Origin of the sequence: Nostoc sp. NMS8 (genome assembly GCF_017115045.1) — a bacterium.
GTDB lineage: Bacteria > Cyanobacteriota > Cyanobacteriia > Cyanobacteriales > Nostocaceae > Nostoc.
The window spans coordinates 1-12,671 of record NZ_JABXKK010000088.1 but is presented as its reverse complement, the minus strand read 5'-3'; the positions used below and the strand labels follow the sequence as shown (position 1 = coordinate 12,671).

The window sequence follows — 12,671 nt, the reverse complement described above, 5'->3', positions numbered from 1 at the left end:
TCTCCCCCGCGCTGGGAGACTTCCTCGCCAGTTCAGAGGAGGTTGATACTGCCATCTGGTGGACTATTGCCCATAAAATTTCAACAATTCAATATCGATATCTAAATCAAGGCATCGCTGTTCATCATCCTAACCCGGAATAGCACTCTCCGGTACATACTGAGACGACAGTATTTAATAATTGTGATATTTCTCACTCTTAAATAGCCTTGACACCTGACTTTTAAGTAATTTTTGTGTACCTTAAGGTAGATTTTACTACAACAATAATAAGCTCTGTCAAGCCAATCAACGAATTTAATCCGAAACTTTACAGAGTTAAAATATTGCCAATATCTCAGTATTATTTTGGATCAAGCAACTTCATGCGTAGTCACCTGGATGACGAAGAATCAAAAATGGGTTAACAGGTTTCACTTCGTATTCGCAGTAATGTGTTTTAGCTTTCGCGATCAATTTTAATGGTGATAAATATTTTTTTCTCTCATCTTCAGATAGCTTTATCCAAGGTAAGAAAGCTTTGTTGTCTAGCCCATAAGATAAAAATTCATCCTTCATAACTTTGTTTATTGGATTTAGGTTGCAGGCCTTAGTAGTAGTGCTGTGAAAGATATCGTAATAAATTATTTCCGCTTCATAACATCCTAAACGTTTTGCGATCGCTCGCTGAAATTAGCGCTCGTTTATCTAATTTAAACTATCAACAAGAAGAATTCAGTATGCCTGAAGAAAAGCATGGTTTAAGTATAAAATAGTACAAGTATTCAGAGGAGTTTGAACAAGTATCATATTTTAGTTCGGAATCGCTAAAATTAAGTACCCAGAAACCTATTAACAGGAGATAATAATAAGCTTACTACCCTTCGCTGTTCTTCCATCAACCATTACAGAGCTTGTTCTGACTTGGTTTAGGTAATTCAGTTCACAGTCACAGGGTCGAATTTTGCAAGTTGTTTTGAACCAAACCATGAAAACATCTACCAAATTGCTAACTCGCCTAGACTACTACTACCAGCAAATCAAAACGATCATCCTGACTCGGCAGAATCCAATTACTGGTTTACTACCTGCGAGTACAGCGATTACAGCCCACGGTGATTATACTGATGCCTGGGTGCGAGACAATGTTTACAGCATTTTGGCAGTTTGGGGTTTAGGACTTGCATACCGCAAAATTGACGATGATAAGGGACGCACCTATGAACTAGAACACAGTGTCATCAAACTGATGCGCGGGTTGTTATTTGCGATGATGCGACAGGCTCATAAAGTAGAGACATTTAAACATACTCAGTCGCTACTAGATGGACTGCACGCCAAATATAATACCGCAACCGGTGACATTGTTGTTGGTGATGATGAATGGGGACATTTGCAACTTGATGCCACATCTATATTTTTGCTGATATTGGCGCAAATGACGGCAGCCGGATTGCCAATAATTTATACCATTGATGAAGTAAATTTTGTCCAAAATTTGGTTTACTACATTGGACGAGCTTACCGCACTCCAGATTACGGCATTTGGGAACGTGGTAATAAAATTAATCGTGGTAGTGCTGAGTTAAACGCCAGTTCCGTAGGCATGGCAAAAGCTGCTTTAGAAGCTATCAACGGACTGGATTTATTTGGTGTGCGTGGTAGTCAAGCATCAGTTATTCATGTGCTACCAGATGAAATTGCCCGCGCTCGGATTACTTTAGAATCCTTATTACCGAGGGAATCTGGTTCCAAAGAAATTGATGCGGCGCTGTTAAGTATTATTAGTTATCCTGCCTTTGCAGTGGAAGATTTGGAGTTACGCGATCGCACCTTAAACGATATTATCAATAAACTTGCAGGTAAATACGGCTGCAAACGCTTTCTGCGTGATGGACACCAAACCGTTTTAGAAGATCATCAGCGCTTGCACTACGAACCATTAGAACTTAAGCAATTTGAGCATATCGAATGCGAATGGCCGTTATTTTTCACTTATTTAGTTCTAGATGGATTATTTCGCGGCGAACAAGAACAAGTCAAAAAATACCAAAGTCTTTTAAAATCATTACTTATAGAACAAGATGGTTTGCGTTTATTGCCAGAACTTTATTATGTTCCCGCCGAAAATATCGAAGCTGAAAAGTTAGCACCTCAAACTCAACCACGTTTACCTAATGAAAATATTCCCTTGGTGTGGGCACAGAGTTTATATTTTCTCGGTGAAATGTTGAGTGAAGGGTTACTGGCGGTTGGTGATATCGATCCTTTGGGAAGACATTTGTGTGTTGGTAAACAGCGAGAGTCATTAGTACAAATTGCTTTATTAGCAGAAGATGAAGATTTACAGAAAAAATTAGAAGTTCACGGAATTGAAGCACAAACGCCTACCCAAGTAGAACCGATTCAAGTGAGAAAAGCTGGAGAATTTTCAGCTATTTATACCCAAATTGGACGTAATAAAAAACTTGGTTTGACTGGGCGGCCAGTGCGGCGGCTGCGGAGTTTAACAACATCTAGAATTTTTCGGATTAGTGGTGAAACAATTGTATTTTTGCCTTCATTTTCAGATTCTCAACAGTTTTATTTAACCCTTGATTACCATTTTCTACTAGACCAAATTAGAAGCGAACTAGCATACATTCAAAAATATTGGAGCGATTTAGGTCGTCCTACTCTGACTTTAATGTTGACGCACACCATGTTAGAAGCAGGTTCAGAAGCATTACTAGAATTGATGCAAGAACTGAAAGATGGTGTTTGTAACGGTGTGCGAGTGAAATTAGGGCGGCTAAATCAGCTAATGCTAACAGCCGGAATTCAAAGAATTGATTTTCTTCCCAATGCAGAATTTTCGCGATCGCCAGTAAAAAATGCTAGCCCACGTTGCTATTATTTAGCATATCATCCTGAGAAAAACTGGCGTTTAGGACATACCCAAGAATTTAAAATGGAGTATGAAACTAACTTCGGATTATTACTTTCTTATTTGCGTTCATCAGAGAATATCTACGAGCAAATTGAGTTATTGCAAACTTTGACTCGCTTGCAGGGAATGCAATTTGATACGGGATATGGTGGCCCAGGATATCCTGTCACCGTGGGTGATTTACTAGATGAAGTTTATACCAAAGCTGGAGATTTAGGCATTTGGGCAGTAGTGCGTCGGGCTGCGGGGTTACGCCAAATGGTTGATATCAGCCTATCAGATGCAGTCACAAGTATCTTGGTGCGGGGTAAACAAATTGCTGTAGGTAAAGCTTACAGCGAAGCATCTTTGATTAGCGTACCCATGTCTCACGATGAAATTGCCGATAAAATTAATCATTTCTGTCGTGAAGATATCCGCGATCGCGTCCTCACTCAAGAGATTTTAATCTATCTTGGTATCTTAATTCGCTCAGAACCCGAACTATTTCAGGGATTACTAACGCTCAGAGTCGGCTATCTTATCTTATTAATCACCAGCGAACTAGCGCGGGAATTGCATGTTACTCAAGATGAAGCTTACGATCGCTTAATGCAACTTTCACCCTTTGAAGTTAAAGTGCGCTTGCGTCAGGTATTAACTGGATATACTGGCATGAGTAACCTGTTACGCCAGCAAGAATCACTGCACGTCAAGCAAAAAGAAAGTGATATTGCTTGGGTGGTGTTACCAGGAATCGCCGAAGGTATGGAAGTTCCGCCGGGCGGTTGGCGACGGTTTCGCCAAGCCGAGGGTGCGACAGGGCGCGTACCAAAAGAATTTTTTAAACAAGTTTGGCTATTAATGCAACATTGCAAAGGTATAGTAATTGGCGATAAATTAGAACGCCGCAATCGTTTAGATAGTGAGATAATGTTGTCGGAAATGACAGCCGGTGAAAGAAATTTTGCTCTCTTGGTTGAGCATTTGCTGAATAAAATCGAAGCTACAGAATACCGCCAAGTTAATATTGAAGCATTAGTAGAATTAGCTGCGATCGTAGCCAACAATCCCAAGTTGCAAATTGAAGAATATATTGTGTTGGATGTGTTGATTGGCCATGCAGTGCGATTGGCGTGGTTAGAGAATCATAGTCAACGCAGCGATCGCTATGATGAGGATAAGGCGAGTGCGTGGCGATCGTTTTACAATACTTCTCCTAGAGATTGCGCTAGTTATATTTTGAAGGCGTTCAGGTTCTTGACGGAATTTGTGAAGGATTTTTAAACGCAGAGGGGCGCGAAGGGAAACGCAGAGGAGCGCGAAGGGAAACGCAGAGGAGCGCGAAGGGAAACGCAGAGGAGCGCAGAGGATGAGAGAGAATGAGTTGAGTGGGGTGATTATTGGGTGTGCGATGAGGGTGCATACTGCTTTGGGGCCTGGTTTGTTGGAGTCGGCTTATGAGGAGTGTTTGGATTATGAGTTGAAGAAGGCCGGGTTGAGTGTTGGTAAGCAAATTCCATTGCCTTTGGTTTACCAAGATGTGCAATTGGAATGCGTTTATCGATTAGATTTGATGGTCGAAAACCAAATAATTGTAGAGATTAAATCTGTAGAATCCTTCCACCCAATTCACTCCGTCCAACTCCTAACCTATCTCAAACTAGCAAACTGCAAACTAGGTCTTCTCCTCAACTTTAACGTCCTCCACCTCAAAGAAGGCATCAAACGCGTAGCCAACAACCTCTAATCCCCCCTCCGCGAACCTCCGCGCTTCCCTTTACGTTCCTCTGCGTTAAAAAAAAATATCCCCCACCTCAGATTCCAAAAGCAGGGGTATTATTAAAACTACTTAACCGAAACAGCATCAACATCAACAGTGCTGCCACTGGAGGTAGAACCATCGGTAGTATTAGGCACTTCAGTACTCAAATCACCCTTACGAGCTTTCCAGCCTTCAATGACTAGCCCAGACACCTCAGAAACAAGCAGAGTCAAAAGGAAAACATCATCAATTTGTCCCACAACCGGTATAAAATCTGGGAGAACATCAAACGGGCTAACCAAATAGACTAATGTTCCTAAAATTACCCACCAACGGTACTTGGGGTTACGAAGCACACCGCGGTACCAAGTGTAAAGTGATTGGATTGAAAATTTCATATTTTGAACCTCCAGTTATCTTTAATTTTGACAAACTATCCCAAAAACTTCTGGTGTGAATAACCGCCCTAATTAGTCTGGAAGACGCTACTAGTAATCTGTCAGCAAATACAAGCAAGTAGGCAACCGGGAATATTTATAACTATGTTCATGTAGAGGACAAATCGTTTGCCTCTTTATCTAGTTTCACAAATAATTAGTTATTTGACATCTACCAATCGGGATGACTGGATTCGAACCAGCGGCCCCTTCGTCCCGAACGAAGTGCGCTACCAAGCTGCGCCACATCCCGCCACAAAAATGGCATTGTAAATATAAGAATATCACAATCTGTGCCAAATATTAGAATTATATCCATATGCGATCGCTTCACTAAAGACTTTGCTTGCTAGGATTAAATTTGTATAACTCTAGTGGTAAAAGCGGATTGTGACTGTAAAACCAGACTGGTTGCGGGTGAAAGCACCTGGGCTTGAGCGCATCGGTAACGTTAAAGATATTTTGCGGGATTTAGCCCTCAATACAGTTTGCGAGGAAGCGTCCTGTCCGAATATTGGTGAATGCTTCAATGCTGGGACTGCCACATTTTTGATTATGGGGCCCGCTTGTACACGCGCTTGTCCCTACTGCGATATTGATTTTGAGAAAAAACCTAAACCACTAGATCCCACGGAACCTACACGATTGGCCCAAGCTGTTCGCCGCCTGAACCTTAATCATGTAGTCATCACTTCTGTAAACCGAGATGACTTGCTTGATGGTGGTGCATCTCAGTTTGTGGCGTGTATTGATGCGGTTCGCTCTGTTTCACCCAACACCACAATTGAGGTGCTAATTCCTGACTTATGCGGTAATTGGAATGCTCTGGAGATAATTCTACAAGCTGCGCCAGAGGTATTAAACCACAATACCGAAACTGTTCCACGCTTATATCGCCGGGTGCGTCCCCAAGGAAACTACGATCGCACATTAGAATTATTGCAGCGCACTCGCCAACTTTCTCCTAGTGCCTACACTAAATCTGGCATTATGGTTGGACTCGGTGAAACTGATGCCGAAATCCGCCAAGTTATGCAAGACTTACGATCTGTGGATTGCGATATTTTAACCATTGGGCAATATCTCCAACCCAGTCAAAAACACTTGCAGGTAAACGAATTTGTCAATCCAGAACAATTTGCTGCTTGGAAGGCATTCGGCGAAGAAATCGGATTTTTACAAGTTGTTTCTTCACCTTTGACAAGAAGCTCATATCATGCAGAACAAGTTAGAGAATTGATGCAACGTTATCCACGCTCAAAAGTTAGGAGTTAGGAATTAGGAGTTATGAGTGAGCAGATGTACTCCAACACAAAACTTTCCGTTGCAATTCTTGGTGCAGGTGCTTGGGGTGCATCTCTCGCAAATCTCGCTGCTGCAAATGGTCATCAGGTGCGCGTGTGGTCGCGTCAAGGTTCCCAAATGGAAGCAGTTTTAACAGATGCCCAAATAATCCTATCCGCTATCTCAATGATTGGCGTGAGAGATGTTGCTTCCCAAGTTCAATCTTTCCCCCTTTCTCCAGAGACAATTTTTGTGACGGCGACGAAAGGCTTAGATCCCCAAACCACTTGTACACCGTCACAAATTTGGCAACAAATATTCCCTAACCATGCAGTAGTTGTTTTGTCTGGGCCTAATTTATCAAAAGAAATTCAAATGGAATTACCAGCAGCCACGGTGGTAGCCAGTAATATTCCCACGGCGGCGGAAGTAGTGCAATTAGTATTTTCTTCTCATCGTTTTCGGGTATATACCAATCCCGACCCCTTGGGGGTGGAACTGGGGGGAACACTAAAAAATGTGATTGCGATCGCAGCTGGTGTATGCGATGGTTTACAACTGGGAACCAATGCCAAAGCTGCTTTAGTCACCCGTGGACTTACCGAAATGGTTCGCATCGGCAACAACTGGGGCGCAAAGACCGAAACATTTTATGGTTTATCAGGTCTAGGAGATTTGTTAGCAACATGTAATAGTCCCTTAAGTCGCAATTACCAAGTTGGCTATCAGTTAGCTGGTGGTAAATCACTTACAGAAACTCTCGCAAATTTACAAGGAACTGCTGAAGGAGTAAACACTTGCCGAGTTTTGATGCAACGAGCCAAGCAACAAAACATTGCAGTTCCAATTACTGAGCAAGTTTATCGGTTACTTCAAGGCGAAATCACACCCGGACAAGCACTTGATGAGCTGATGTTGCGAGATATCAAGCCAGAGTACAACTATTAGAACGACTTGACCAAAGAGGCAGGGGAGCAGGGAGCAGGGAGCAGGGGAGAAAGATTCGCTCATTTCCCCTGCTCAAAGGGTTTCAAGCCCCTAAATTTATTTATGCTCTTTGATTTAAACATTTATTTCGAGATGAATAGCACATTCGCCTTTGGCGTCTCGTAGAGAGAAATAATACGTCCTTGTTCCAGAGCCAATACATTTCCTACATTTATGTATGGGTATATATGGGGTTCTCCCCCCTGCCCCCTGCCTCTTAGTGAGTTTGTTGTTATTTCCCAAATTATTGAGAGGAGAAGTCGTATTTACCTCCACGCTCAAGGGCGCGTTTGTAAGCAGGTCGCGTCTGAATGCGCTCGACAAATTCTTTCAGCTTTGGTCGGCTCTCGATTTCTTTGGGCTGTATAGCGATTACTTCTAAAGGAAAGCTCATTTGGATATCGGCGGCGGTAAATTCTTCACCCGCAAACCACGTATTTTTACCAAGTTCGCTTTCTATATAGTCAAAGTGAAGTTTGATCTGGGGTGCGACAAATCCGCTAACCACACTGCTGTCTCCTGCTCCAAAATTGTTCAATACCAACTGCATTACTAGCAGGGGCATTGCCGAGCCTTCGGCGTAATGTAGCCAATACTTATAGCGCAGATGTTCCGGCGTACCCGATGCTGGGACTAGCCGACCATTACCATAGCGATCAATTAGGTATTCGATGATTGCCCCCGACTCAGCAATCGTTGAGTCTGCATCTGTAATCACTGGTGACTTGCCGAGGGGATGAACTTGGCGCAGCGATTCTGGTGCCAACATCGTCTTTGCATCGCGTTCATAGAACTTGATATCGTATTCGATACCTAATTCTTCGAGCAGCCATAGCACACGCTGCGATCGCGAGTTGTTAAGATGATGCACAACTATCATAAAACGTTCCTCTTCTGGTAGCTCATTGTTCTTTGACATGCTCCTACACTGTACTGTACTCAGTCAGTGTAGGCTTCTGGGCGACTCTTCTATAAAGACAAAGCATCTAATCAATCTTTAAGTTGAAAGGCAAGCGGGCGTAAATTCCTTGTGGATCATTCATCTTTTGCAGAGTCTCTATTTCCTGTTGTAATTTTTGGAATTCAGTGGTGATAGGATTGGCTGATTTGAGTTTCGCCGACTCAATCCCTAAAGCAGTCCGCGCCTCTTCTGTTGCACGTCCAAAAAAGCGTTCTCCAAAACTGCTAGTGCGAGGATATTCTTGCACTTCCCAGTCTTCTCCTAGTTTCGCCTGTTTGGCAGTGTATGCGATCGCAGTATTCAAACCACCAATTTCATCCACTAAACCAATTTCTTTGGCCGCTTCACCCGACCACACCCGTCCTTGGGCTATTTCTGCTACTTTTTGTTCTGGGAGTTTGCGACCTTGAGAAACTTTATTCAGAAACATACTATAAATCCGGTTAACACTGCGCTGATAAAGTTCCAACTCTTGAGGCGATTTCGGGCGCGAAACTGTTTGACTATCAGCATAACGTCCGGTTTTCACTGAATCCCAGGTAATGCCATTATCATTAGCTAGCTTTTGCCCATTAAATAGCATCCCAAACACACCTATGGAACCTGTAATGGTATTTGGTTCTGCAAAAATGCGATTTGAGTCGCTAGCAATCCAATAACCACCAGAGGCGGCGACATCGCCCATTGATACTACAACTGGTTTGACCTTACGAGTTAATTTCACTTCTCGCTGCATGACTTCGGCTGCGGTAGCGCTACCACCAGGACTGTTAATTCGTAAGACAACAGCCTTTACATCCTTATCTTGTCGTAGTTTGTTGAAGATTTTGGCAAAGCGATCGCCTCCAACTTGTCCATCATCACCTTTACCATCGACAATCTCACCCTCAGCATAAACCACAGCAATTTGATTTTTGGAACTACGTTCTACACCCAAAGATTTACCGGAAACTTGGGCGTAGCTATTTAGGCTAATTTGTCGAAATGTTTTGTCTTCTTTATCGCTATCTGTAAACTTTTTCAGGTCTGCTACGACTTCATCAGGGTATTGTACTTGATCGACTAAACCGCTGGTTTTGGCTTGTGTGGCTTCTAATAGTGCCTGATTATCTGCGATCGCCTGTAACTGGTTAGGTTCAAGTTTTCGACTTGCGCCTACAGCAGTGCGCCACTCTGCCCAAACATCATCTAACAATTTTTGAGTTTGTTCGCGGTTTTCTGGACTCAACTTGTTGAGGATAAACGGCTCAACGGCTCCTTTAAATTTCCCTACCCGCACGACTTGAACACCAATGCCATACTTTTGCAACGCTCCAGCTAAGAACATTGGTTGTGAACTCAAACCGTTGACTTCCATCATTCCCAGAGGATTAAGTATGATGGAATCCGCCACTGAACTAACGTAATATTCCTTTTCACTCCAATCACTGCCATAAGCGACAACCTTTTTCCCCACAGCCCGAAACTCTTCCAGCGCTTTCCGAATTTCTTTCAGGGAAGCATAGCCGACATTACCAGTTTGGCTTGCCTTCGTTGCATCCAAATAGATCCCGACAATTCGCGGATCGCGCCGCGCCTTTTCCAAAGTTTCCACAACTTTGCGGAGTGCCATCCTATCGTCATCTACACCTGATATTGTGTTTTGAAAGAATTCGCCTGAACTAGGTTCGCTATCAGTAATTTTCATTGACAAGTCAAAAACTAGCACTGACTTATCTTTCACATTTGGCCCAGTATCTTTAGAGGAACTAGCAGCCAATATCAGCAAGAAAAGTCCAGTGGTTCCTAAACCACCGAAAATAATTAGTCCTAGTAAAGTGCCAATTACACTAGCAAAAGTTTGTTTGATAAAATTACGCATTAGTTATTAGTTATTGGGCATTGAGTATTGGGCATGGGGCATTGAGCATTTACAAATGACAAAGGACTAATGACCAATGACCCATTTACTTATTCTATGCGCTGTAAACTACCAGAGTGCTTTAACTGATACAAGGTAGTGTTGCCAGTACAAAATAAGACTGTGGTAATTTCGGCGATTAATACTTCAGCAAGTTCGGCTACTGCTGTCTCTGATGTTGCTGCTGCTTGCAGAAAAGGCATTGCTAAACCAGCGATATCGGCTCCCAAGGCGATCGCAGCTGCCACATCCAATCCATGACGCAAACCTCCCGAAGCAATTAAAGGCACATAAGGAGCGATCGCTCTAATAGTTGTAATGCACTCTGCTGTTGGTAAACCCCAATCGGCAAATGTTATCCCCAAGCGACGTTGTAAGGGACTTTCTGCCCGTTCGCTTTCTACTTTTGCCCAAGAAGTACCCCCCGCACCAGCGACATCAATTGCTGCTACTCCAGCGGCGATTAGTTGTTGTGCGATCGCTGCGGAAATGCCGTTACCAACTTCTTTTGCAATCACTGGCACTGGTAGCTTGCTGCATAATATAGAAATCTTGTCAAGCAAACCCCGAAAATTAGTATCACCTTTGGGTTGAATGCACTCTTGTAGAGGGTTAATGTGTAAAATCAAGGCATCAGCCTCTAGAATATCAACTACTCGCAAACATTCATCTAAGCCGTACTTGTAGTTAAGTTGCACAGCCCCCAAGTTCGCAAATAATAGAACATCGGGCGCATACTTGCGGACAGCAAAAGTATCAGCCACCTGGGGTTTTTCTACCGCGACTCGCTGGGAACCAACACCCATTGCAATTTTGTAGTGTTGCGCGACTTGGGCCAAACGTTGGTTAATCATTGCGGCTTGTTCTGTTCCGCCAGTCATGGAAGAAATTAATAAAGGTGCGCCAAGGTGTTTCCCCAGGAAAGTTGTACTGACATCAATATCGTTGTGGTTTAGTTCGGGTAAGCAAGAATGGGTGAAACGATAACGTTCCAGTCCATTGGTAATTTGATGAGACTGAACATCTTCCTCTAAACAGATCCGAATGTGATCGGCTTTGCGATTCTGAGTTTGTGCAGAGATGTTGGTAGGGGCGTTCACTGGTGGGTATGGCTAAAAGTATTTGCTTGCGATCGCTATTGTTACATTGTCTGCAACCGTATTTGTATAACAAAAATATTTATTTTCGCTATCTTTCGGGTACGTTACGCTATTGATAACAGAACCATTCCCCCATTTTATGAGTTAATTAATATGGTTTTACAAACAGAAAAGCGCTACTACACGCCAGAAGAATATTTGCAATTAGAAGAGAAGGCTGAATATAAAAATGAATACAGAGACGGAGAAATTATACCCATGACAGGGGGAACAACTAACCACAACAAAATTGCACTTAATTTTTGTCGCAAGTTTCCCTTGACAGTGCAAGGACAAGATTATGAAATTTACATAGGCGATGTGAAATTATCAATACCTCGTCATCGCCTTTATACTTATCCTGATGTAATCGTCATCAAAGGTAAGCCTATCTATGAGGGAACAGGTAAAACAATTATTACTAATCCCTTATTAATTGTTGAAGTCTTATCAAATTCAACTAAAAATTATGACAAAACAGATAAGTTTAAATATTATCGTTCAATTCCTGGTTTTCAGGAATATATTATGATTGACCAGTATAGTTTTGCTGTAGAACAATTTACCAAACAAGCAGAAAGTCAATGGATTTTTAAAGAGTATGAAAATGAAGAGGCAATTTTAGTCTTAGATTCTATTGAATTTCAAATTACCTTGCGGGATATTTATGAGCGAGTTGATTTTGAGTTGATTGAAGAATAAAACTGCAAGAACATGGGCATCATTCACGGTGAATGATGCCTACTTGTTGCTCATTACGCCGTCTGTGTAGAAGCTGCTTTTAAGTCTGCTGTCGATTTTAACCGGGTAATGGTGGCTTTACGAATGCGATCGCTTTTGCGTACTCCGCCTGTCATCTCGTATTCCCGGCTGTCTTTGCCATACTTTAATGCTACACCACTGACTAAGCGCTCTGAAGTTTCCCGAATGGTCTTTTCAAGGGTTTCTATTTGTTCCTTTGCTGAGTCAATAGCAGTTAGCATCATATTATACTCGTCAATCTGGTTGCGGAGTTGCCCAGTTAACTCGGTTAAATGGTTTAAGCTGATCGAATCACCAAAGTCAAGGTTAGAATTAATCGATTTAAATCCGATTACTCTCTGTTCGGTTTTTTCTAGCAGGGAAGAGGTTCTTTTTTGGCGTGGCATCAATGCATACTTTTTACTAAACTTATCTTTCTAGGATGTCTCAATGGAACCATCTGTGAGAGGTTAACGTAAAATGCATTTTGTCAATCAGTCCAAATACTCAAAATCACTCAAATAAAAATGATAATCGTGCGTAGGGGGGAGAGGGAAGGAGGCGAGCGAC

11 protein-coding genes and 1 tRNA gene are annotated in these 12,671 nt (G+C 42.5%); 5 read left to right on the top strand and 7 right to left on the bottom strand.

All coding sequences use genetic code 11. The features are described 5' to 3' along the window. Positions 1 to 363: 363 nt before the first annotated feature. Positions 364 to 558 carry a hypothetical protein gene (locus HWQ39_RS17590; protein WP_292847606.1) on the bottom strand — a complete coding sequence of 65 codons (195 nt, stop codon included), beginning with the start codon at positions 556 to 558 and terminating at the stop codon, positions 364 to 366. 409 nt (positions 559 to 967) lie between these two features. On the opposite strand from HWQ39_RS17590, the gene HWQ39_RS17585 reads away from it, so the two are divergent. Together HWQ39_RS17585 and HWQ39_RS17580 are read left to right on the top strand one after the other, a co-directional pair. Next, positions 968 to 4,174: a glycoside hydrolase family 15 protein gene (locus HWQ39_RS17585; protein WP_292847603.1), complete on the top strand. Its 3,207-nt coding sequence runs from the start codon at positions 968 to 970 to the stop codon at positions 4,172 to 4,174. 85 nt (positions 4,175 to 4,259) lie between these two features. Then, positions 4,260 to 4,637 carry a GxxExxY protein gene (locus HWQ39_RS17580; protein ID WP_292847600.1) on the top strand — a complete coding sequence of 126 codons (378 nt, stop codon included), beginning with the start codon at positions 4,260 to 4,262 and terminating at the stop codon, positions 4,635 to 4,637. Between the two features lie 98 nt (positions 4,638 to 4,735). On the opposite strand, the gene HWQ39_RS17575 is transcribed toward HWQ39_RS17580, so the two are convergent. Both HWQ39_RS17575 and HWQ39_RS17570 read right to left on the bottom strand, forming a co-directional pair. After that, a complete protein-coding gene (locus tag HWQ39_RS17575) occupies positions 4,736 to 5,050 on the bottom strand; it encodes a YkvA family protein (protein ID WP_292847597.1) in 315 nt (104 codons plus the stop codon). Positions 5,051 to 5,268: 218 nt separating this feature from the next. After that, positions 5,269 to 5,342: transfer RNA gene (locus HWQ39_RS17570), tRNA-Pro, on the bottom strand. A 137-nt stretch (positions 5,343 to 5,479) separates the two neighbouring features. Between HWQ39_RS17570 and lipA the strand changes: the two genes are divergently transcribed. Beyond that, positions 5,480 to 6,364, top strand: coding sequence for a lipoyl synthase (gene lipA, locus HWQ39_RS17565; protein ID WP_292847594.1), 885 nt, complete (start codon positions 5,480 to 5,482; stop codon positions 6,362 to 6,364). A gap of 24 nt (positions 6,365 to 6,388) precedes the next feature. Beyond that, positions 6,389 to 7,321: an NAD(P)H-dependent glycerol-3-phosphate dehydrogenase gene (locus HWQ39_RS17560; protein ID WP_292847847.1), complete on the top strand. Its 933-nt coding sequence runs from the start codon at positions 6,389 to 6,391 to the stop codon at positions 7,319 to 7,321. Positions 7,322 to 7,604: 283 nt separating this feature from the next. On the opposite strand, the gene HWQ39_RS17555 is transcribed toward HWQ39_RS17560, so the two are convergent. The 3 genes from HWQ39_RS17555 to fni all read right to left on the bottom strand — a co-directional run bounded on the left by HWQ39_RS17555 (position 7,605) and on the right by fni (position 11,321). Next, on the bottom strand, positions 7,605 to 8,279 hold the full coding sequence (locus tag HWQ39_RS17555; protein WP_292847592.1) for a glutathione S-transferase: 675 nt from the start codon (positions 8,277 to 8,279) through the stop codon (positions 7,605 to 7,607). A gap of 67 nt (positions 8,280 to 8,346) precedes the next feature. Continuing rightward, positions 8,347 to 10,182, bottom strand: coding sequence for a signal peptide peptidase SppA (gene sppA / locus HWQ39_RS17550; protein WP_292847590.1), 1,836 nt, complete (start codon positions 10,180 to 10,182; stop codon positions 8,347 to 8,349). A gap of 89 nt (positions 10,183 to 10,271) precedes the next feature. Beyond that, positions 10,272 to 11,321 (bottom strand): type 2 isopentenyl-diphosphate Delta-isomerase, encoded by a 1,050-nt coding sequence (fni, locus tag HWQ39_RS17545; RefSeq protein ID WP_292847588.1) that lies wholly within the window; start codon positions 11,319 to 11,321, stop codon positions 10,272 to 10,274. Positions 11,322 to 11,474: 153 nt separating this feature from the next. Between fni and HWQ39_RS17540 the strand changes: the two genes are divergently transcribed. After that, positions 11,475 to 12,062, top strand: coding sequence for a Uma2 family endonuclease (locus HWQ39_RS17540; protein WP_292847586.1), 588 nt, complete (start codon positions 11,475 to 11,477; stop codon positions 12,060 to 12,062). A 53-nt stretch (positions 12,063 to 12,115) separates the two neighbouring features. Here the strand turns inward: HWQ39_RS17540 and HWQ39_RS17535 are convergent, their stop codons facing one another. Then, a complete protein-coding gene (locus HWQ39_RS17535; RefSeq protein WP_292847583.1) occupies positions 12,116 to 12,508 on the bottom strand; it encodes a hypothetical protein in 393 nt (130 codons plus the stop codon). Positions 12,509 to 12,671: the final 163 nt, after the last annotated feature.